This is a genomic window from Candidatus Amarolinea dominans (assembly GCF_016704685.1).
Lineage (GTDB): Bacteria > Chloroflexota > Anaerolineae > SSC4 > Amarolineaceae > Amarolinea > Amarolinea dominans.
Genome location: NZ_JADIZS010000020.1, coordinates 24560 through 45976, shown reverse-complemented (window position 1 = coordinate 45976; position 21417 = coordinate 24560). Strand labels below are relative to the sequence as shown.

At 61.9% G+C, this 21417-nt stretch carries 12 protein-coding genes; 8 read left to right on the top strand and 4 right to left on the bottom strand.

Annotated features, from left to right (window positions below; translation table 11 throughout):
* The first annotated feature begins 33 nt into the window (after window positions 1–33).
* Window positions 34–1527 carry a choice-of-anchor Q domain-containing protein gene (locus IPF85_RS14235; protein ID WP_343408741.1) on the top strand — a complete coding sequence of 498 codons (1494 nt, stop codon included), beginning with the start codon at window positions 34–36 and terminating at the stop codon, window positions 1525–1527.
* Here IPF85_RS14235 and IPF85_RS14230 read toward each other — a convergent pair.
* Window positions 1517–1999, bottom strand: coding sequence for an isoprenylcysteine carboxylmethyltransferase family protein (locus IPF85_RS14230; protein ID WP_343408740.1), 483 nt, complete (start codon window positions 1997–1999; stop codon window positions 1517–1519). The genes IPF85_RS14235 and IPF85_RS14230 overlap by 11 nt on opposite strands.
* 395 nt (window positions 2000–2394) lie before the next feature.
* On the opposite strand from IPF85_RS14230, the gene IPF85_RS14225 reads away from it, so the two are divergent.
* From IPF85_RS14225 to abc-f, 5 genes are all read left to right on the top strand, one after another.
* Entirely contained in the window at window positions 2395–8355 is a 5961-nt protein-coding gene (locus tag IPF85_RS14225) for an RHS repeat-associated core domain-containing protein (protein WP_343408739.1), read from the top strand.
* Between the two features lie 477 nt (window positions 8356–8832).
* Window positions 8833–9582: a ParA family protein gene (locus IPF85_RS14220; protein WP_343408738.1), complete on the top strand. Its 750-nt coding sequence runs from the start codon at window positions 8833–8835 to the stop codon at window positions 9580–9582.
* On the top strand, window positions 9569–9739 hold the full coding sequence (locus IPF85_RS14215; RefSeq protein WP_343408737.1) for a hypothetical protein: 171 nt from the start codon (window positions 9569–9571) through the stop codon (window positions 9737–9739). Before IPF85_RS14220 ends, IPF85_RS14215 begins: the two co-directional genes overlap by 14 nt.
* A 47-nt stretch (window positions 9740–9786) precedes the next feature.
* Window positions 9787–9999 (top strand): hypothetical protein, encoded by a 213-nt coding sequence (locus IPF85_RS14210; protein ID WP_343408736.1) that lies wholly within the window; start codon window positions 9787–9789, stop codon window positions 9997–9999.
* A 45-nt stretch (window positions 10000–10044) separates the two neighbouring features.
* Window positions 10045–11706, top strand: a complete 1662-nt coding sequence (abc-f, locus tag IPF85_RS14205; RefSeq protein WP_343408735.1) for a ribosomal protection-like ABC-F family protein — start codon at window positions 10045–10047, stop codon at window positions 11704–11706.
* Here abc-f and IPF85_RS14200 read toward each other — a convergent pair.
* The 3 genes from IPF85_RS14200 to IPF85_RS14190 form a co-directional block, all read right to left on the bottom strand.
* Window positions 11699–12436 carry a hypothetical protein gene (locus IPF85_RS14200; protein ID WP_343408734.1) on the bottom strand — a complete coding sequence of 246 codons (738 nt, stop codon included), beginning with the start codon at window positions 12434–12436 and terminating at the stop codon, window positions 11699–11701. The genes abc-f and IPF85_RS14200 overlap by 8 nt on opposite strands.
* A 213-nt stretch (window positions 12437–12649) precedes the next feature.
* Window positions 12650–13306: a hypothetical protein gene (locus tag IPF85_RS14195; protein ID WP_343408733.1), complete on the bottom strand. Its 657-nt coding sequence runs from the start codon at window positions 13304–13306 to the stop codon at window positions 12650–12652.
* Window positions 13303–16383, bottom strand: a complete 3081-nt coding sequence (locus tag IPF85_RS14190; RefSeq protein WP_343408732.1) for an N-6 DNA methylase — start codon at window positions 16381–16383, stop codon at window positions 13303–13305. Before IPF85_RS14190 ends, IPF85_RS14195 begins: the two co-directional genes overlap by 4 nt.
* Window positions 16384–17185: 802 nt before the next feature.
* Between IPF85_RS14190 and IPF85_RS14185 the strand changes: the two genes are divergently transcribed.
* Together IPF85_RS14185 and IPF85_RS14180 are read left to right on the top strand one after the other, a co-directional pair.
* Window positions 17186–18889 (top strand): protein kinase, encoded by a 1704-nt coding sequence (locus IPF85_RS14185; protein ID WP_343408731.1) that lies wholly within the window; start codon window positions 17186–17188, stop codon window positions 18887–18889.
* Window positions 18890–18939: 50 nt separating this feature from the next.
* On the top strand, window positions 18940–21369 hold the full coding sequence (locus IPF85_RS14180; RefSeq protein ID WP_343408730.1) for a S8 family serine peptidase: 2430 nt from the start codon (window positions 18940–18942) through the stop codon (window positions 21367–21369).
* The last annotated feature ends 48 nt before the right edge of the window (window positions 21370–21417 follow it).

Sequence of the window (21417 nt, the reverse complement as noted above, 5' to 3'; positions counted from 1 at the left end):
CAAGCAATCGTCAGACAATAAAAGGAGAATACCATGAAGATCGGTCTGCTGGTGATGGCGCTTTTAGGCGCCTTGTTTGGCTGGCATGATTCCCCGCGTAGCACGGTGGTCAGCGTGCCGGCCGCGATTTTTACGGTGAACAGCGTGAACGATGCGGTGGATCTGGTGGCCGGCGATGGCAGTTGTGATTCCAGTGCGCAGCCGAACGACCAGTGTACTTTGCGCGCGGCGATTCAGGAAACCAACGCCCTCGCCGGCGCGGACACCATTATGCTGCCCACCGGCACCTACACGCTCACGATTCCTGGTATTGCTGAAAACCTGGCTGCCACGGGCGACCTTGACATCCGTGATAGCTTGACGCTAATCGGCGCCGGGGCCGCGGCGACTGTCATTGACGGCGGCGCGCTGGATCGGGTCTTTCATCTCGTGACCAACGGCAGCACGATGCAGATCAGCGGTGTGACGATACGTCATGGCGATGCCATGCTGTCCGGGGCGGGCGGCGGTTTTATGCTGCTGGCTAACACCCGTCTGCTGCTGGTGGACAGCGTCGTGCGCGACAGCGTGAGTCCGGCCGGGGGCGGCATTTTTGGCCTGAATACCTCGCATCTGACGATCAGCGGCAGCTCGATTGAACTCAACACGTCCGATTCAAGCAACGGCGGTGGCATTGACGCTTCAGGCACGGTGACCATCACGGCCAGCACCATCCTGAGCAACACCGCCATCAATAGTGCATCTGGCGGCGGCATCAACATCGGCGCTGGCGGCCTGCTGCTGTTGCAGAACAGCACTCTGAGTGGCAATCGGGCCACCAATGCTGGCGGTGCGATTTTTATGGCTGGCAATGTGAGGTTGAGCAACGTCACGATCACGGCCAACCTGGGCAACTCGGACCTCAGCGGCGGGAACGGGGCCGGAGGCGTTCATATTTCCAACGGCATCTTGACCTTGCAGAACACCGTGCTGGCCGGCAACCACGAAGGCGTGGCGGACCTGATTCCAGACTGCAACGGCTCACCCACGTCGCTCGGTTATAACCTGATTGGCAACAACAACGGCTGCGGGTTGTCCGCGGCGCCCGGCGACCAGATTGGAACGTTTGCCAGTCCGCTCAATGCCAAAGTGGGGCCGCTGGGCAACCACGGCGGCGCCACCCTGACCCATGCCCCGCTGGCCGGCAGCCGGTTGATTGACCGCGGTAATCCGGCCGCGCCCGGCAGTGGCGGTGCGGCCTGCGAAGCGACTGATCAAACGGGCATGGCGCGTCCCCGCGATGGCGATGGCGACGGAGCGGCGCGTTGTGATAGCGGCGCCGTGGAGAGCTTGTGTCTACTGAGAAGCGATTTCAATCATGATCTGGCAGTCACTGTGGCCGACATTCAAGCCAGCGCGCTGAGCTGGCTGAGCAACGATCCGCTCTACGATCTGGACAACAACGGCGTGGTCAATGTCGTGGACATCAGCCTGGTAACCGCGGATTTTGGATACACCTGCCCAGCTGTCGGTCCGGCTAATAAATGAACGGGATTAGCTTGCGCACGCGTGCCTGGTAATTGCCATAGTTCGCCAGTTTTTGCCGCATCCAGAATTCTTCGCGACGGGATTTGAGGTCGAAGAAGATGAACAGCACCAGCGCGTACAACACGCCGAGGGTGCTGCGGTTGACCAGGCCCCAGCCCAGCGCCGCCAGGATGATGCCTGCGTAGATCGGATGGCGTACGAATCGGTACGGCCCGGAGGCGACCAGCCTGGCGCCCTCCACCGGATGAGGGAGCGCGCTGAGGTTGGAGCCAAGCCGAAAGACGGCGCTGCTGCTCAACAGACCGCCTGCGATCACCAGGGCCACGCCCGTCAGCGCCAGGCCGGCCGCCCAACGGCCTGACCAGGCCGGCAGGCCGGGCGCTGTTTTGGGACCAAACACCACCAGGGCCAAGAGCACGCCCTGGATGATCACAAACCACTCGCCACGTTGATTCTTCCACCATGGTGCCATTGCTTCTCGATGTGGCTCCTTTCGGGTTATTACGGTCCTCAGGCGTTTCTGCTAACGCCTCTGCGACGCCTCTTCGACGCCATTGTATACTGCAAGCGGGCACGAATTGCGCCTGTTTCCTTAGGCGGTAAAGTGAAGTCTATTCCCGCTTGCAGTATAGCACATCTGGTGTGTAACAGACACTTGTGGCCCGCCGTCAGAATTTGCGCTCGTACTGATTATTTTCTTGTCTTTCTCTTCGACCGTTCGCTTGCTGGTTGATACCTTCCTGTTCCCCGCACTCATCAAGCTCTGGTCTCCCGCTTCGTGCTCCCTGCTCGCCGTCTCGATGCCCACCGATGTGCCGCTCATTCCGATGGTTCTACTGAAGTCTGGATTGATTCTCGGAGGTTCGCATGTCTCAACGCACTCGCCGCATCTATCTTGTCCTGACCTGGCTCGTGATTCTGACGTTGACGATGACCCCTTTGGCGCAGGCCGATCAAGCGGTGCGCGCCATGCCTACCGCACCGACGCTGCCGACTCTGTTGCCGCCGGCCGGCCGCAATGGCCTGGGCATGGGCCAAAAGGAGAACGGCAACCCGGCCGACGTCCCCATCCAGATGATGGATGGGGCCAATGTCACCAACGGCAACCTGCTCCTGAGCGACACGCACTTCCAGTTCAACGGCGTTGGCCCCACCTTTGGCTTGCAGGTGGCCTACAATAGCCAGGCCGCGCCGACCCTCGCGCCGATGGGGCGCAAATGGACACACAGCCTCAACGTCTACCTGGAAACAACCAGCAACGGTCTGCGCCTGCACAAGGGCGATGGCGAGACCATTGACTACCTGAACAGTTGTCGCCAGGATGTCAACCGCACGGCAACGCCGATTGATGTCCTCGATGTGCAGTTGGACGCCGAACGCTGGGGCACGCAGCTTGGCGACTCCTTCTTCGATGTTTTCTTCGACGTGCAATTGCCGGCCGATAACCGCACCGATATCGTGGATGTGCAGACCGTGGCCGCGGCGTTCGCACTGCCCTGCACGGACGTGCTGCCGGCCTATCAACTGTGGACAGGCTATCAGGCCGATGGCGTCTTCAGCGAGATCATCGCCGACCCGGCCGGCCCGCAGTTGCGCACGCGTGATGGCCTGATCTATCAGTTCCGCCCGCTGGCCGATCTGGTTGCGCCGGGCTACCTGGCCAGCGTGATGGACCGCAGCGGCAATGGCTACATGCTGACTTATGCACCCAGCAGCGGACGCCTGACCCAAGCCGAGAGCACCTCCGGCATGTCGCTGCAATTTCTCTACAACACGAATGGCACCCTGCGCCAGGCTCGCGATCATACCGGCCGCCAGGTCAACTACAACTACGGCGGCGGCGATTTGGCCAGCGTCAATCGCTTTGGCGCGGCCTGGCGCACCTATGGCTACACCGGTGTTGATCTCCTGGAAACCGACACTGACGCGATTGGCAAAATGACCCAGTATCAGTACGATGGCCTGGCGCGCCTGATCTCGCTGCAGCGGCCGGACACCTTGCTGCCGCAAACTTACAATTATGCGGTCGGCCAGACCGACGTGACCGATCCCCTGGGCCGCATGACCACGGTGATGTACGCGCCCACCAGCAGCCGCATCAGCCAGGTGAGCAACAGCGCCACCGGCATGGTCATCCTGTACGACTATGACAGTCGCGGCAATCTGCAGCACCTGGGCGGCGGAGACGGCAATCACTACGAGTACGACAGCCGCGGCAGCCTGCTGCGCATCCAGTCCGCACACCCGGACCCGGCCGCGACCGAGCGCCTGGAGACTCGTTTCACCTATGACCTGTGCAACAACCAGACGTCGGTGCAGGATGCGCAGGGCGCGGTGACCAGCAACACCTACAGCGCCACGACCTGCCAGTTGCTCAGCTCCACCGACCCGCTGGGCCACACGACGCAGTTCATCAATAACGGTCGCGGCCAGCCGCTGCAGATTGTGGATACGCTGGGTGCGGTCACGCAGAATACCTATGACGGCGATGGGAATCTGACACAGGCGATGGACGCGGGCGGCAATGCCACAACCTTCACCTTTGACAACCTCAACCGCCGCGTGAGTGAGACCAAGCCAGGCGGCGGCGCCACCACGTTCCAATATGATACGTTCGACCGCCAGACACGCATCACGGCCGCGCTGGGCGGCGTGACACAGATGGTGTACGACGCGCTGGGCAATCTCACCGCGGCCACCGATCCTGACGCCCGCACGACCGAGTACACCTACGACGGTCGCGGCAACAAGCTGGCAGCAAAGGACGCGGCCGGCCACACCACCCAGTACATGGTCGACGCCGCGAATCGCATGGTGCGCATGACCGATCCGGCCGGGCAGATGACCCAGGTGACCTACGACGGTCACGACCGCCCCGTGCAGGTGATGGCGCCGCAGGGGCAGACGACGACTCTGGCTTACGATGATGCCAGCCGGGCGCGCACGATCACGAACGCAGTCGGCCAAACCACGACCTTTCAATTGGATCGCATCGGCCGTGTGACGCAGGTGACGAACGCGGACGGCAAATCCAATGTCTACCAATACAACCTGGCGGGCAACATCATTCAGGTCACCGACCCGCTCAGCCGCACAGAAACCTTCGCCTACGATGCTGCGGGGCGCAAGCTCAGCGAGACCGATGCCCTGAGCCAGACGACGACCTATGCGTATGACGCTGGCGGCAACGTGACCGCGCTGACGAACGCGCGCGGCCAAACCACCAACTTCAGCTATGACTACGCCCATCGCATGACCCAGGTGAACGATCCCCTGGGCGGCATGACGCAGTTGCAGTACGATGCACTCGGCCATACGACGGCCGTCATCAACGCGGTGGGACAGACGACGCAGTTTGTCTATGATACCGACGGCCGTTTGACCCAAGCCACGCGTGCGACTGGCGGCCCACCGGAGACGACGCAGATTCAGTACAGCCCGGCCGGTCGGCAGACGGGGATGATCGCGCCGCTAGGCAACAGCATCCAGACCACGCTCGATGCGTTGGGACGCGTGGTGCAGGAGGTGGAGGGGGGGTACATTACCCTGTTCCAGTATGACAGCCGCGGGCGCCGCACCCAGATGACCGATGCCAACGGTGGGGTGTGGGTCTATGGCTATGATGACCTGGGGCGCCTGACCAGCAGCACGGATCCACTCAGCCGGCTGACGGGTTATCAGTATGATCTGCTCGGCAACCTGACCGACAAGATCGCGCCGGACGGCAGCATCACGCACTACACCTACGACAATCAGAACCGCATCACGCGTACCGATTACAGCGATGGCAGCCACGATGAGCAGGCGTACGACGCGGTCGGCAATGCCACGGCGGCCCGGCACTTCAACGGCAGCGGCGGCTTGACCACGGAGACCACGTTCACCTACGATGCGCGCAACCGGGTTGTGCAAACCGCGCAGGTGATCTCGCCCACGCTGGCAGCCATGATCGGCTATGAGTACGACGCGGTGGGCAACCCAACGCGCAAGACCTATCAACTGCCGGGGCTGACCGCGCCCGCGCAGGTGGATATGACCTGGGACGCGAAGAATCGTTTGACTCAGATGGTGCGCAGCGACAACGGCGGCACGCTGACCACAACAGAGGGCAAGACCTACGACCTGGAAGGCCGCGTCACGCAGTCTGTCTTCAGGAAGAACGGCGCGGCGGTGGGGTATGCAGTCTACAGCTACAACGGCGCCGGCCGCTTGAGCCAGGTGCGTCATTGCCAGGATGCAGGCTGCACGGTGCAGCTCTCACGCTTGCTCTACACCTATGATGCCAACGGCAACCGCTTGCAGGAGACAGTGGAGCAGGGCAGCCAGACGACGCAACTGCAATACACTTACGACCCGTTGACTCACAGCCGGTTGACGCGCGAGACGCGCGTGCAGGTGATTCCGCCTGGCCCAACCGCCTATGACACCCAATACACCTACGACAACGTGGGCAACCGCGTGCGCCGGGAGGAGATCAGCGGCGGCTGTATCCCTGGCACGACCTGTGTGCGCACCGATACGTTCTATGACGCTGCGCATCAGATTGCGCAGACGTTACAATACGAGGGCGGGGGGCCGCCGACGCAGATCATTCAGCACCTGTATGATGGCCGCGGCAATCTGCAGATGCGCCAGTCGGTGCTCGGCCCGGCCTTGACGGAGCAGTTTGCCTATGATCCCGGCGGCCGTCAGACCGCCTACGCCAATCCGCTGGCCGGCGACGCACGCACCTATGCCTACGACGCCTTGGGCAATAAGGTGTTGGACTGCAACGGCGGGGGCAGCAACTGCACGGGCTATCTGTACGATGGGCCGAATGTGGTGGCCGAGTATGGCAACGCGACCGGCGTGCCCACGCTGAGCGCCAGTTATCTGTTCGGCCAGGAGATTGACGAGCAGGTGGCGCGCATCGTGCCAGGCAGCGCCACGGTTCACTTCTTCCTGCGCGATGCGCTCGGCTCCACGCGTCAGATCATTGACCAGGTGGGGGCGGTGGTCAAACGCTATGAGTACACGGCGTTCGGCGAATTGTACAGCGAAGCGGGCACGATCGCGGCGCCGCCGAACAACCTGCTGTTCACCGGCCGGCCGCTCGACCGCACCAGTAGTCGCTACGACTTCCGCACGCGCACCTATGACCCGACGGCAGGGCGCTTCCTGCAGCCCGACCCGATCTACGAAGGCTTGATCCTGTCGCAATGCCCGGCCTGCTGGCAGCACCCGCTGGAACTGCTTTCGGTGATGCCGTTGTACACCTACGTGGGCAACAACCCGACCACGTACAACGATCCGACCGGCGAACAGTGGTGGTTCTGGTATCCCTGGTGGTGGGGCGTGGGCGCCTGGTTCTATCGGCCGTACGGCTGGTGGGGCTGGTGGTATGGCCCCTGGGGCTGGTTCGGACTGCGCTGGTGGTGGTGGCGCTGGTGGTGGCCGGCCAACCCGTGGTGGGGCGGCTGGTGGTGGTGGCAATGGCGCTGGTGGTGGTCCGGCTGGTGGTGGGGTTGGTGGGGTAACTTCTGCTGGCCCTGGTGGTGGTGGGGCAACTGGTGGTGGTGGCCCTGGTGGTTTGGCTGGGGCTGGTGGTGGTGGCCCTGGTGGTGGGGCGGCTGGTGGTGGCCCTGGTGGTGGTTCAAGTGGCGCGGCTGGTGGCACTGGTGGTGGTACTGGCCCTTCAAATGGGGCTGGTGGTGCGGCTGGTGGTGGCGCTGGTGGTGGCCCTGGTGGTGGGGCGGCTTCTGGTGGCCCTGGTGGTGGTTCAACTGGGGCGGATGGGGCTCCCCCTGGTGGCAAGGCTGGGGTTGGTGGTGGTGGCCCTGGTGGTGGGGCGGCTTCTGGTGGCCCTGGTGGTTCAGCTGGGGCTGGTGGCCCTGGTGGGGCGGCCGCTTCTGGTGGCCCTGGTGGTGGGGCTGGCGTTCCTGGTGGTGGGGCACCTGGTGGTGGGGCCCCTGGTACTGGTGGGGCGGCTGGGCTTGGTGGCCGTGGTCTTGGGGCTGGAACTGGTGGCCCTGGTGGTCATCGTGGTCCTTGCGCCCCTGGTGGTGGGGGCTGAACTGGATCTGGTGGGGCTGGTGGGGCCCGTGGTGGTGGTGGAACTGGTGGGGCGCCTGGTGGTGGTGGCCCTCCCGTTGGTGGTGGTGGTTCCCCCTGGCCGCGCCGCTCTATCGGGATGTGGGCGATGCGCCCGACTCCACCAATCACTACGGCGCCAGCATGGTGGCCTACACCGGTCCGCCCGCGGTGACCGCCGCGTTCCCCACGGTGTATGATCCGGACTTGGGCGCGCCGTATGGCCCCATGCACCGCTACCCCCGATCCGACGCCTGGCTGGGCGCATGGGTCAGCCAAGAAAATGACGCGGACCTGATTCCCGACGAAGATGGCCCGGACTGGCCCAATCTGGACCCGCCGACGCCGCCGGGGTTGTCCAACCGGGATGAGTACGATGAGGGGGTGACGCCGTCCAGCATCAACCTGCCGCACTGCGGGCTGACGAGCTTTACCTACACCGTTACGGTGGCCGGCGGCTGGCGCACGCGCTACGTCAATGTCTGGTTCGACTGGAATCGCGACGCCGCATGGGACGATACAATGAACTGCGGCGGTAACAACACGGCGCCGGAGTGGACGGTGCAGAACCTGGCCCTGACCCTGGGGCCGGGCACCTACACGCTGACCACGCCGGCCTTCCGGGCCTGGAAACCGGAGCCGAAGGCGCAGTGGATGCGCATCACCCTGAGCGAGGCGCCGTTTGCGCTCAACAGCGTGGGCGACGGGCCGGCCGGCGGTTTCCGCTACGGCGAGACGGAGGACTACGTCGCGCCGTAGAACAGATGAGGGAGGCCTTGCAGGCCGATCTGGACAGGATGAACAGGATTTTTGGCCTGTGGTGGGCAAGACAAATCGGCGCCGGAGGTTGGAATATCCTGTCAATCCTGCAATCCTGTCTCTATCCCGGGTAGGCTGAGTCGTCAAGACAATTGACAGAACGGCCTGTGGGGTTTCCAAAACCCCGCAGGCTGTTTTTGTTTTTGGCGACCGGCGACCGGCGGTTGAAACCGCTGCTACGGTTGCGAAGCCGACCTTCGTCGGCTGTCGTTTCCAGCCTGCGCAGGCAGGCTTTGCGATGGTTGCAGCGACTTCCAGTCGCCGGCTGTTGAAGGGTTGGCCTGCTTTGTGGTATACTAAGGGCTCGTCAAAGAATAGGTTCCCGCATTTTCCTGACCGAAATGCGGACAAGAACAGGAAGTTGTTTCTTGACAAGCCCTAAAATTATCCGTAACTGTTCAACTGGAGGCATCCTGCATGCGTAAAATTGCTGTTGCCCTCTCCAAGGGCGGTGTGGGTAAGACGACCACGGCCGTCAACCTGGCAGCCGGGTTGGCGTTGGCCGGGCAGCGGGTCCTGTTGGTGGATGTGGATACACAGGGCCAGGTGACGAAGGCCCTGGGCGTGCAGGCCATGCTGGGGCTGGCTGACCTGGTGACTGGGGAGACGACTCCGGCAGAGGCGCTACTTCCCGCGCGTGAACGCCTGGCGGTGTTGGCCGGCGGTCGTGCCCTGGCCGGACTCAAGCGCCAGATCACCCGCCGCGACTTCGGCGGCGAACAGGTGCTGGCGGAGGCGCTGACGGTGTACGAAGACCAGTTCGATTTCGCCATCCTGGATACCGCGCCCGGCTGGGACGCACTGACCGTCAATGCCCTGTTCTATGCGCACGAGGTCCTGGCGCCGGTCTCGCTGGAGGTGCTGACCCTGCAAGGGCTGATCGAATTCGGCACGAGCCTGGCCGCCATCCAGAAGTATCATCCGGCCCTGCACCTGGCCTATATCTTGCCTACGTTTTTCGATCGGCGTGTGCGCAAGTCAGCGGAAATCCTGGAGCAACTGCAGAGCCATTACGGCGAACAGGTCTGCGCGCCGGTGCGCTACAGCGTGCGCCTGTCGGAGGCGCCGGGCTACGGGCAGAGTATCTTCGAGTTTGCGCCTCATTCACCGGGCGCGGAGGATTACCAGGCGTTGGTAGAAAGGATCACACGTGATGACCGAGCGTAAACAAACCCCTGACCTGTTGGGTGAACTGCTGGGCGGAGGTGCATCAGGGCCGACGCCTGTGGTGGCCGCGCCCCCGCCGCGCGACACAACTGGCCGGCAACCCGCCAGCAGACCGGCCGCCGCGCCGCCGCGCAACCAGCGGCGAAAGAGCCTGTAAGCCTGGCGCCAAAGGCCACCGTCGCGCCCCGGCGTTGGGAATACCTGGTGATTTCGTTCCAGGAATACAAGGGCTGGCGGCCGCGCTACCGTAACGGCGAGAAGATTGCCAATTGGGAAGATCAGCCGCTGCTGCACGATTATCTCAATCAGCTCGGCGCCGAAGGCTGGGAACTGGCCGGCGCCAGCGCGGGTCGCGCGCTCTACGGCAGCCGCGACGAGTATCAGCTCTTCTGCAAGCGGGCCAGCTCGGCGGCATGAGATCGCGATCGGGCGGGAATTGACACCCTCGCAAGGGGGGCTGTGATGCTGCAAGTGAGTCATATCTGTAAGTCTTTTGCCGGCGAGGTCATCCTCACCGGCATTTCCTTCACCGCCAACCGCGGCGGGCGCGTCGGGCTGATCGGCCCTAACGGCTGCGGCAAAACCACGCTGCTGCGCATCATCCTGGGCCAGGAGGCGCCCGACAGTGGCAGCGTGCGCCTGGGGCCGGGGCCGGTGCGCGTCGGCTACCTGGCGCAGGCACTGGTCTACACCGCTGATGCCACGGTTGACGATATGCTCAGGCAGGCCAGCGCCGCGCTCAGCGCGGCCGAGCAGCAGGTCCAAACCCTGGCCGCGGCCATGGGACAGGCGTCCGGCGCCGAACTTGACGCCATCCTGGTTGCCTATGACCTGGCTTTGGCTGATTTCGAGCGCCTGGGCGGCTACAGCATCGAGACACGCATCCATGTGGTGTTGACCGGCCTGGGCCTGCACGCGCTGGAAGCGGCCACCCCCGTGCAGATTCTCAGCGGCGGCCAGAAGACGCGGCTGGGCTTGGCGTGCCTGCTGCTGACGTACCCCGACCTTCTGCTGTTGGATGAGCCGACCAATCATCTGGACATCGGCGCGTTGCGATGGCTGGAGCAGTTCGTGGCTGGCTATGATGGCGCGGTGATTATCGTGTCGCACGACCGCGCCTTCCTGGATCACACGGTGAACGCCATCCTGGAGATTGACGAGCAGACCCATCGCCTGACCGCCTATCCCGGTGCGTACACCGATTATATGTTGGCCAAAGAAAGCGCACGGGCCAAACACCTGGCCGCGTATAGGGAGCAGCAGGAGTTCATCCAACGGATGACCGCGACGATTGCGGACAAGGAATCGCACGCGCGCAACATCGAGCACGGGACGATTGACTTCGCCACACGCAAAATTGCCCTGGGCATTGCCCGCCGCATGACGGTGCAGCGCCGGCGGCTGGAGCGTCTGCTCGACTCAGAGGAGCGCATCGAGAAGCCGGCGCTGACCTGGCAGATGAAACTCGACTTTGGTGCGCAGCCAGAGAGCGGCCGTGAGGTGTTGGTGTTGACCGACGTGGCCCAACGCTTTGGCGCCCAGGAACTGTTTCATGACGTCAACCTGACCCTGCGCGCCGGCGAACGTGTGGCGTTGATTGGCCGCAACGGCAGCGGCAAGACGACCCTGGCGCGCATCATCCAGGGGCAGTTGGCGCCCAGCGCCGGTCATGTGCGCCTGGGCGCGGGGGTGCGCCTGGGCTACTTTGCCCAGGAACAGGAACTGCTCGACCCGGCCAGCACGCCGTTGGAAACGATACGCCGGGTAGCGGCCATGAACGAGACCGAGGTGCGTAGTTTTCTGCACTACTTTCTCTTCGCGGGCGATGCGGTCTTTACGCCGGTGCATCTGCTGAGCTTTGGCGAACGGACGCGGCTCGCCCTGGCTCACCTGGTGGCGCTGGGCTGCAATTTCCTGCTGTTGGATGAGCCGATCAATCACCTGGACATTCCGTCGCGCAGCCGGTTCGAGCAGGCGCTGGCCGCGTTCACCGGCACGGTGCTGGCGATCGTTCACGACCGCTACTTCATCGAGCAGTTTGCCACGCAGATCTGGAGTCTGGAGGAGGGGACGGTGCGTATCTACGCTGAACTGGCCGATGTACCGCCCGCCGCGGCTAACTGATTTCGACATCCAGCCACTGCTCGGCCTCGGTGGTGAGCAGGCCGCCGCGGAAGCGCCCCTGCGGCGTCACGATGGCGTATTGGTTATCGAGCCAGATGACCAGGCCGAGCGGGCCGGCCGGCGACCTGGGCGTCTGCAAGACCTCGGCGCCGTCAACCAGGAAGCGCGTCTGCTGCGCGCCCCATGCTATGGTGTAGGTGTGCCAGGCGGTCAGGCTAACCCGCGCCTCGGCTTCTGCAACCCCCAGCGCACGTTGACCGAGCGGCCACAGGGCGCGGTAGAGGCGCGGAAAGCGCATCAGGACAAATCCGGCCGGCGCCGCGGACGCCAGCAGATAAAACAGCGGGCGCTGCGCATCCATCACCGCGGCCTTCCAGCCATGACCGGGCACGCCGGCCGCCAGCGCCATGTTGGAGGGCGGGGAGGCGTAGAAAAACCAGACGGCCCGTGGCAGCGCGGGCAGTCTGGCGTCTGCGGTGGGGTAGGGGCTGTTCCAAAAGCCAAAGCCGGCCGTGCCGCGCAGCTCACCGGCTTCGTGCGAAAAGCGCGCGCGGATCGTCAACGTCAACGGCGGGCGCCAGGGGAAGGCGCGTCGCGGGCGTCCCTGGTAATCATCGAGCTGCGCGTTGCTGTACACCCCGTTGGTCGTCGGCGGCAGGCGCAGACGCCAGCCGATGCTTGTGGCTTCGACTTTGCCCATGCCTGTGGTGCAGGGTGCCATCTTGAACATCGTACGTCCTTTGACCTTTTGCATCCGGCGCTTGCAAGTGCGTTAGCCTGGGCCGGGCAGGCTTCGTAGCCGTTGCTGCGACCTGGGTCGCCCGTTGATACGCGGCCAGCGTCCGCTCACGCGCCGCGCCATGATCCACGATGGGCGCCGGGTATTCCTGGCCGAGCTTTCATTTGCCAAAAACACGCCTCTGGCTATTGGTGCAAAATGGGCTCAAGTCGCAAACAAGAACAAAAGGTGATGAATCGTAAAAAGAGGCGTGATACCGACCACTCGCTGATGGCATGAAGTATGGTAATCTTGAAAGGGCAATAGGAGGTCTGACCGATGCAGCGATGGAGAACCATCGAGCTGTTCCATCCGAGTGCGTAGTTCGGCGGCAACAGCCTCGCATTCGGTACTGCGAATGTACCCGAGCATGGCGCCTTCTTGAAACGCCTGCCCATATTTGCCTGCTACATATCTCATGACACCGTTCGAGACAAACTCCTCACACAACTTTTTGTTATCTGCCTCGACTATTTTGCATTCAGCCCCGAAATAGACATCATCCCGCCATTCCCCGCGGAAACAAAAGTCCACAGTAGGAGCCTTCCCTGTATTCTTCGCTTGGGTCCTATCCTGCTTTTCGTGAATAACATAAACCGAGGGCAAGATTCCGCTCAGACGCTGGCATTTCTGAATGTGGATGCATAACTCCTCGGTTATCTGGTTCTCGTCCATGGATCGGTTGATCTTTCTTGATTGGACGAGATCGAAGTAGGCATCACGAATTAGCTCCAGGAGTCGTTTCACCCCATCGGGGCCAAGCGCTCGCGATAGCTCGATTGGTTGCAGTGGTTGGGGGCCAATGAGATCGTGGAGGCTCATAAAGATGGCCTCCATGCCTGCATGATGTCTACATAGATCTCATCAGCGTCTCTCAAGGCGCTTGCTCTTGTCCAATATCGCTGCTGATCCGGCTTCACCACGTAAATGGTCTTCCCGATGTAAGCTCTGACATTGCGCTGTATGAATACATTTGGCAAGCGACGCTCTTTGAGAAATTCATCTGCCTTCTGCAAAGCCAAATCCAGTGCAGGTTGAGAGCCTTCGATCGTGATTCTGGGAATACCTGACTCACCCGTCTCGGACAGTTTCACCGCAACAACTCTCAGGGGAGAATCACCATGCTCGAAAATCGTGGTAGTAAAAGGTTTTCCAAATGATCCCTCAAGCGTGTAGATCATCACATCGAGATACTCTTTGAGTAGGCGATCGCCCTCCGTTTGGCTGAATGTCGGTTTTACCGCCTTTGAATTGCCTTTCCACCGGAAAAAGTCAAGCGTAAAATTGATCGCGTCATCAACCAGTATTTGCTCATCCCTGGTCAAACCAAATAGACCTTCCGTGAGAGCAGCCACTTTGCTCTCCCAATCGGGATCTTGTGAGAGAGCGCGAAGCGTGCCGACGGTGACAGGCTGATTAGAGCGGTCTTTTGGCATGGGCAAGGTCATGACCTCTGCTTCTTCGAGTTCATCACGCTCAACCAGCCATCGTCTGCTTGACATCATCGCAAAGTACAGGGGAACACGACTATTGAGCGCAATGCAGCACTCTACGAGAAGATCCAAATCATGTACTGGCCCGTTTATTCCGATCAAGGAATGTCTGAAAACGGCATCACCCAACAGCAGTGCTGCCCTGAACCCTGATTCACCGGTCAGCGGACTCTGCTTGAGCAGAACGTGAGGCCCGGAAAATATCGCCTTTTGATCTGGCCTGGGCCGCTGCAGCTTGGATATTTCAAACAATGGCAAAGCCGCCTCGTTCACCGCGAAGCGATTCAGGCTCTTTGCCTCGACATAGGGTTTGCCAACCAACCAAGAAGCATCGTTTTTCCGTTGTGCTTCCTTTCCAACAATGACACCCTCTCCATTTACCCACTGTCTATCTTTGCAAATCTGGCCGAGAGTTGTGTACGCAGGGGACATCAGCCGCTTGATGAGCGCATAGTCTCGAGGCCCCCCCCACATTGCCACTTTCCAGATAACGTCATCTTCTCGTGTCTCAGAACGCGGCAGCATAGCGATATCTTGTGAGTCAATCACGAACTGCCATTTATCAACGAGAGAATGAGCGGGTTTTGGAGTGCAGTACAGAATCGGCTTGGTATCGTCAGGCTCGGAAGGTGCGTAAATGATCGCGGTAGCTGGGTCGACCGCCTTGCTGAACAGAGCATGGCGAATCACCGAAAAGTTGATGACGGTTTTTATGTTGTAGCGCGCAAAGAACTCCTTCCGAAAAACTCTGTGGGGGTTAGATCGGTTGAACAGAAGCCCCTTGCTCGGCATGATCAGGCAGGCGCGGCCATCTTGCTCGCAGAACTCAGCGGCGCGCCAGAGGAATGCTATCGAGATTTGATTGTCGGGGGCAAATTCCCGCTTAGGGTGCTCGGTTTTCATGCGCGCACGATACTGTATCGCAGCATGGGTAAGCCTGCTTGCCCATGGGGGATTCCCGATGACGAGATCATATTTCCGCTTCACGAACTCCAGGTCATCCGCGAAGAAATCAGAGCAGAACAGGTTATGACCACGAAGTTGTGAGAAGCGAACATCCTCCCAGATTTGACGGGGTTCCAGGAAATCGCACATCGTCAGGTACAGGCTGAAGGCCGCTACCCGGATGGCTTCTGGATTAAGATCAACACCAAAAACATTTTGTACCAGCAGATCATTGAGTTGAAATGGCGTGATACTGCTTTGATCTGGATGAGCCTGGAACCAATGCGCAATGAGACGGCGGTAGATCTCAACGAGAAAAATCCCTGATCCGCATGCTGGATCCAAGATGGTGAAAGCGGTTTTCTGCCCATCCCACGGGAACACTTCGTCAACGAGAAACTCGACAAGATGATGGGGGGTGTAGTGGGTCTCATTCTTGGCCGAGCCTTCCGTGGCGTCGGCAGCTTGAATGTGGAAGAATTCCTCGTACACATTGCTGATGAACTCGATCGGAATGACATCAAACGAATAGAACTTCCATAGGCTGAGTTGCCCTGTAACCAACTCTTGCTCTCCGGTGAGAAATTCTTGTAACCTCAGCAGATGCTCGCCTGTTACACGGTCCCTTTCAGTTTCCTGGATAGGGAACATATCCCCGTTAAACTTTGCGTTGAGATAATCAAACAAACGATACGTAGCGTCCTTGTCGGATAGCACGTCCATGAAGCATGTTGCACCGTGCCGAAAACCCGAGAAGAAACCCTCGGGAAACACATTTCTCCCAGCGGAATCTCTACGATCCTCTAAGTATTTGATGAAAATTGAACGCCCGAGCAGGCTATGAACGATCTCTGCGGCTGTAGCTGCGGGCATGCTCTCAGACAGCAAACTAAGCAACTTGCGCCGCGTAATCTTAAGGTGATTGAGAAGGGTATAGTGCGCTTGTTGCTTGGGATCGAAGCGATCTCGATTTACCTGCCAATACCGTCCCGATTCTAGCTCCGAACGGCGATAGGCAAGCAGCCGCTGCCGTTCACCTTCTGCCGCAGAGTATATATCCAAACTATCAATGAGGCCCGTTCCATACTCAACTCCAGGAACGGGATCGGTAGGGCTTTGAAAGGTGTTGTAGATCAGGATTCGCCCATCAGTCAGCACAACAAACAGCAAAGGCGCCTTGCCCATATTCCAGGCCAACTTGTGGAGTTCGGCGATCTCGACCGATACTTGCCGGGGGTCTTGCGCTTCCAGGCGGCGAAAGTAGATGTAGGGGACACTGATGTTGCTACCGCGCGGCTTGAAAAAGAAAACCGCATCCGCGCCCAGTTTTTGCTTTGCCTGCCTGAAGAGCATTGACTGGTAGACTTCATCGGTTTGTATCTGTGAAACCAAATTCTCGCCGGGCTTGAAATCCAAAACACGGTAAAGCTCGCCCAATACATCTTGGTGGTTATGATTCATACTCTTGCCTCCACCTGTTGATAGCATTACGATTCACTATTCGTGGTTAGATAAGCGCTTCTGGCCTCTCACCATCGCGAGAAGACCATCCAAGACAGCAGCAAGTTGCTTCTGTTGCGCTGGATCAAGCTCACTGAGGTCATAGAGGACAGAGCGCATCCTTTGCCTGTTTGCCGATTAGATTTTACCCCCGCCCGGGCCTCTCGTCAAGCCATTGAGGGGACCAACAGGAATTCCAAATGTACCCGGAATGGCTGCCCGTAAATGGGCCTGCGCTCCTCGTTCGGGCGGTTTTGGCCCAAAATCCCCGAGATAGGTGGGCAGCAAGAGGGATTGTGGGCGTTGGAGAGCCACATTTGGAAATGCGGCGCCCCGTAGGGGCACCTTGACTTGAGCGAGCGATGCCCCCACACCCGTCGTCCCGTAGGGACGATTGAATGAGGCCGCCCGCAATCCTCGCTAAGGTCAGGCGTCCCTACGAGTGTGCGGTGTCCCTACGGGACGCGTCGCGCCCACCAGGACGGCCTGGCGCTGGCCAGTCACATGGATGGCTACATTTGGAACTGCTGGGGGACCAAACGACGGCGGCTTCGACGAGGTCGAGGGGATTACCGCCGGATTTCTGCCCACGTGCATGTTTGGCCGATCTGCGGTATAATGCGGTCATCTGGCGCCGCCCATGCTGCTTCGAGACCGGTGCTTCCTGCATCTCATCGTTGTTGTTTCCTGCACCGTGTTCGAAGCCCGCTGAGAGCGCCAAACTGAGTACACGACCGCTTTCCCCTGCCGTGGAGAAGAAAAAATGGCTCTGAACCCTGGATCCATTCTCGAAAATCGCTATCGCCTGGACCGCATGCTGGGGCAGGGCGGGATGGGCGCCGTCTACCGGGCCTGGGACATGCGCCTGGAGCAGTGGGTGGCGCTCAAAGAGAATAACCTGACCACTCCCGACGCGCAGACCCAATTCGAACAGGAGGCCAAGGTGCTGGCCCGCCTGCGTCATTCCAATCTGCCGCGTGTCATTGATCACTTCATCACAGCGCAGGGCGTTCAGTACCTGGTCATGGATTTCGTCGAAGGCATGAACCTGGCCGAGATGCTGCGCAGCCGCGGGCGCTTGATGCCCGAGGAAGTGATGCAGTGGCTGAGTCAGATCTGCGATGCGCTCAACTACCTGCACACCCAGAACCCGCCCATCATTCATCGTGACATCAAGCCGCAGAACATTCGCATGACACCGGACGGCCGCGCGGTACTGGTGGACTTCGGCCTCAGCAAGGTAGGCTCGCAGCAGCAGCGCACCGCCACCGGCGCCCTCGGCGTCACGCCCGGCTTCTCACCGCCGGAACAGTACGGCGCCGCGCATACCGATCAGCGTTCGGACATCTACTCCCTGGCTGCAACCCTCTATGCGCTCTTCACCGGGGAGACGCCACCCGACAGCATCCAGCGCGCGATCGCGAATATGGTGCTCAAGTCACCGCGCGAGATGAACATCGCCATCAGCCCGGCATTGGAAGCGGCGCTGGTCCATGGGCTGGAGACGCAGCCAGGGCGCCGCCCCGCCAGCATTGTCGCGTTTCAGCAGGAGATCGAAGGCGCGCTGCGCAGCGTGAATACCAACCTGGCGCCGCCCACCGTGATTGCAGGCCGCCGCCCCGACAGCAAACCGCGCAGCACAGGCCCCGCCGGTGGCCGCATCTCCACCCCGCGGCCGCAGACCGCGCCGCGCCCCGCGCGCGGCTTTCCGGTCTGGGGATGGTTCGCCCTGGGCGGCGGCGCCGTTGTCTTACTGCTGATCGTGGCGCTAAGCATGGCCTCCGGCGGCCGCTCGACCGCAAAACCGACTGTTGTCGCCATCGCCACCGCAACCCTGGCGCCGGTGCCCGCCACACCGGCAGTCGCAGAGAACACCGTCAATCCGCCGGTCGCAGGCGCCACGGTAACGCCGCTCGGCAGTCGCACCGATCAGGGCCAGACGACCAATTTGCCGACGGCGACCCCCATCATCGTCATCGTCACCGCAACGTCACTGCCCACCTCGCCGCCGCTGCCCACCGCGACCACGCCGCCGCGGCCAAGCGCAACGCCAACCGGCACCTCCGTTCCTGCCGCGCCGACCCGCCGGCCGACCTCACGACCGGCCAACGTGGCGACTACCCCCATCCTCCAGTCGCCCGTGGACGGCTACACCCTGTGGCCGCGGGACTCGGAGAACTTCCAATGGAAATGGACGGGGCGCGCACTCAGCAGTAACGAGGGCTTCGAACTGCGCATGTGGAAAGCCAACAACCCCGATCATCCAGGTGTCGCGCCACCCGTGCCCTACGTCGCCAACCCCAACCATGTCTACACCCTGTATGTTGGTTCCATCCGCGCCACGCCTGGCGTCCAGGAGATTCCGACCGACGACTGGATTGACGTCTACTGGACCGTGGCCGTGGTGCAGCTCGATCCCTACCAGCGCACCGGGCAGGAGGCCAAGCCGTTCTGGATTCATACGTAGGATGTCGTTACCTGCGATCGGCTACAGCCAAGCCGTAAGAGGTACTGTTCATGCGTTCATCGCTTTTGCACAACCGCCGCTTCTTGATTGGCCTCATCGCCATCAGCGCGCTGGTGCTGGCGGCCGCTGGCGTTGGCCTGTGGACGGTCGCCCAGCCGTGGCTGACGCCCGCCGCCACCAAACCCGCGTTCGATCCGTCAAGCGACCGCCTGTTGACGCCGGCTCCCTCCCTGGAAGAGCTGGCCGCGCGCTACCCGCGGATTGGCCGCCTGCTGCAGGACGCATCGCTCGGTTCGGTCTACAAAGAGTTCGTGCTGGCCTTCGAGCGCGGCGGCGTGGACGCGGCGCGCGCGCTGGCTCAACAGCGCGCCCTGCTCAACAAAAGGGACCAGGTGCGCATCACGCTGGTCATTGACAACGCGGCCAACACGGCCGGCGTCGCGGCCGAGCTGCAGGCCCTGGGCATCATCATCGAAGGCAGCTACCAGGACTTGATTGACATCGCCGTGCCCATGAGCCTGATCGAGCAATTCGCTCAGAACGAGGATGCCGGCAAGCTGTTCGAGCAGTTGACCCAGCTCGACCATATCATCAAGCTGCGCCTGCCTCTCCCCACGCAAGTCAACCGTTTGCCGGCTCACCCCCTGGCCAATGCCCCCGCCCGCCCGTCGTGGATTCCGAGGTTTGCGCCGGCGTCAGCTTCTGAACTGGCGCCCATTGCCATGGAAGGGGTGGAGGTGACCGGCGCCGCAGCCTGGCACCGCGCCGGCTTCACCGGCCAGGGCATCAAGATCGGCGTGCTCGACCTGGGCTTCGATGGCTACCGGACGCTCCTGGGAGGGGCGCTGCCGGCGCAAGTGACCGCACGCTCATTTGTGCCGGATGAAGAACCCGATGCGACGGGCGAAGTACACGGCGCCGCCTGCGCCGAGATCATCCACGCGATGGCGCCCGATGCCGAACTGTTCCTGGCCTACTACGGCGGCACTGAAACCGGCCTCGGCCGCGCCGTGGATTGGCTGCTGGCCCAGGGCGTTGACATCATCTCACATTCGGCCGGGTCCTCGTTGGGGCCGATGGATGGCAGTGGCCGCCAGGCCAAAATTGTGGACAACGCCGTCGCCCAGGGCGTGGTGTGGGTCAACGCCAGCGGCAACGAGGGCACGGAGCACTACCGCGGCGTCTTCACCGACAGCAACGGCGACGGCCTGCACGAATTCCCCGACGGCACCAACGCGATGGCCTACCGCCCGCCGACCCGCGGCGACGCCACCATCATCTTGAACTGGAACGACTGGGAAGATCACGATCAGGATTTCGATCTCTTCCTGGTCAACGCACAGAATGAGACCGTGGCCTCATCGGGAGATGCGCAGACGGGGCAGGCCGGCGATCTGCCGGTCGAGGGCTTTCGCCTGACCGACCTGGATGCTGCCACCTACTTCATTCTCATCAAGGCAGCCGGCGCCACGCACCCCGTGACCTTCGATCTGTTCGCGCTCAACGGGGAGATCGAATTTCCCTCCGCAGCCTACAGCCTGAGCACACCGGCTGATGCCCGTGGTTCTGTCACCGTAGGCGCCATGCGCTGGGACACGCAGGAGTTGGAAGACTTCAGCTCGCAGGGACCGACCAATGATGAGCGCCTGAAACCGGAAATCGTCGCGCCCGATCGCGTCACCACAGACAGCTATGCGCCCGATTCGTTTCCCGGCACCTCCGCGGCCGCGCCCCATGTGGCCGGCGCGGCCGCACTGGTGCTCAGTGCCTTTCCCGCCTTGGCGCCAAACGACGTGCGCGATTATCTGACCACCCATGCGCTTGACCTGGACGTCGCGGGGCCAGATATGGCCACCGGTTTTGGCAGCCTGGCCTTGCCGGCCGATGCTGCTGCGCCGGCCACCGTCACGCCGCCGGCCAACGCCACCGAGCCGCCGCCGGCCATCGTGCGCGTCACCGCCACGGCCGTCGCGGTCGTGCCCGCGCCGGTTGAACCCTCAGCGCCGCGTGCCCGCCGCACCTCGTCTGCGCTCATCGTGGTGCTCGGCGCGGCCACCTGCCTGGGCCTCGCGGGCCTCATCGGCAGTATCGTACTCCTCGTTTTGCTGCTGCGCCGCCCGCCTACCGTGCGTCGCCCCGCAGCCGCCGCGCCGCTGCGACCCGCCGCGCCGCCCCCCATCACCGTCCAGGCCTTTCTCGTTGACTCCACCGGCGGCCGGCTGGCCCTGCGTCCGGGCGAAAACTCCGTGGGGCGCACCCCTGACAACGTCATCATCCTGGCCAACGACGACCAGGTCAGCCGTCATCACGCGCTGATCACATGGGACGGCCGCCACCTCAGCATCTGCGACCTGGGCAGTAGTAACGGCACGCTGGTCAACGGGCAGCGCCTGACGCCGCACGTCACCCAACCCTTGCCGCACGCCGCGCACATCCGCTTCGGCCCGCAGTCGGAGTTCACGGTGTGGGCGGGGAACTGACGTTTGTGCAAGAAAGATAAAAAGAAAGATAAAACTTGTTTCTTTCAA

Coding starts and splice junctions, on each gene's coding strand:
- IPF85_RS14215 (WP_343408737.1), top strand. CDS start 9,569: ATGACCGAGCGTAAACAAACCCCTGACCTGTTGGGTGAACTGCTGGGC.
- IPF85_RS14185 (WP_343408731.1), top strand. CDS start 17,186: ATGGCTCTGAACCCTGGATCCATTCTCGAAAATCGCTATCGCCTGGAC.
- IPF85_RS14235 (WP_343408741.1), top strand. CDS start 34: ATGAAGATCGGTCTGCTGGTGATGGCGCTTTTAGGCGCCTTGTTTGGC.
- abc-f (WP_343408735.1), top strand. CDS start 10,045: ATGCTGCAAGTGAGTCATATCTGTAAGTCTTTTGCCGGCGAGGTCATC.
- IPF85_RS14220 (WP_343408738.1), top strand. CDS start 8,833: ATGCGTAAAATTGCTGTTGCCCTCTCCAAGGGCGGTGTGGGTAAGACG.
- IPF85_RS14225 (WP_343408739.1), top strand. CDS start 2,395: ATGTCTCAACGCACTCGCCGCATCTATCTTGTCCTGACCTGGCTCGTG.
- IPF85_RS14190 (WP_343408732.1), bottom strand. CDS start 16,383: ATGAATCATAACCACCAAGATGTATTGGGCGAGCTTTACCGTGTTTTG.
- IPF85_RS14200 (WP_343408734.1), bottom strand. CDS start 12,436: ATGTTCAAGATGGCACCCTGCACCACAGGCATGGGCAAAGTCGAAGCC.
- IPF85_RS14195 (WP_343408733.1), bottom strand. CDS start 13,306: ATGAGCCTCCACGATCTCATTGGCCCCCAACCACTGCAACCAATCGAG.
- IPF85_RS14180 (WP_343408730.1), top strand. CDS start 18,940: ATGCGTTCATCGCTTTTGCACAACCGCCGCTTCTTGATTGGCCTCATC.
- IPF85_RS14230 (WP_343408740.1), bottom strand. CDS start 1,999: ATGGCACCATGGTGGAAGAATCAACGTGGCGAGTGGTTTGTGATCATC.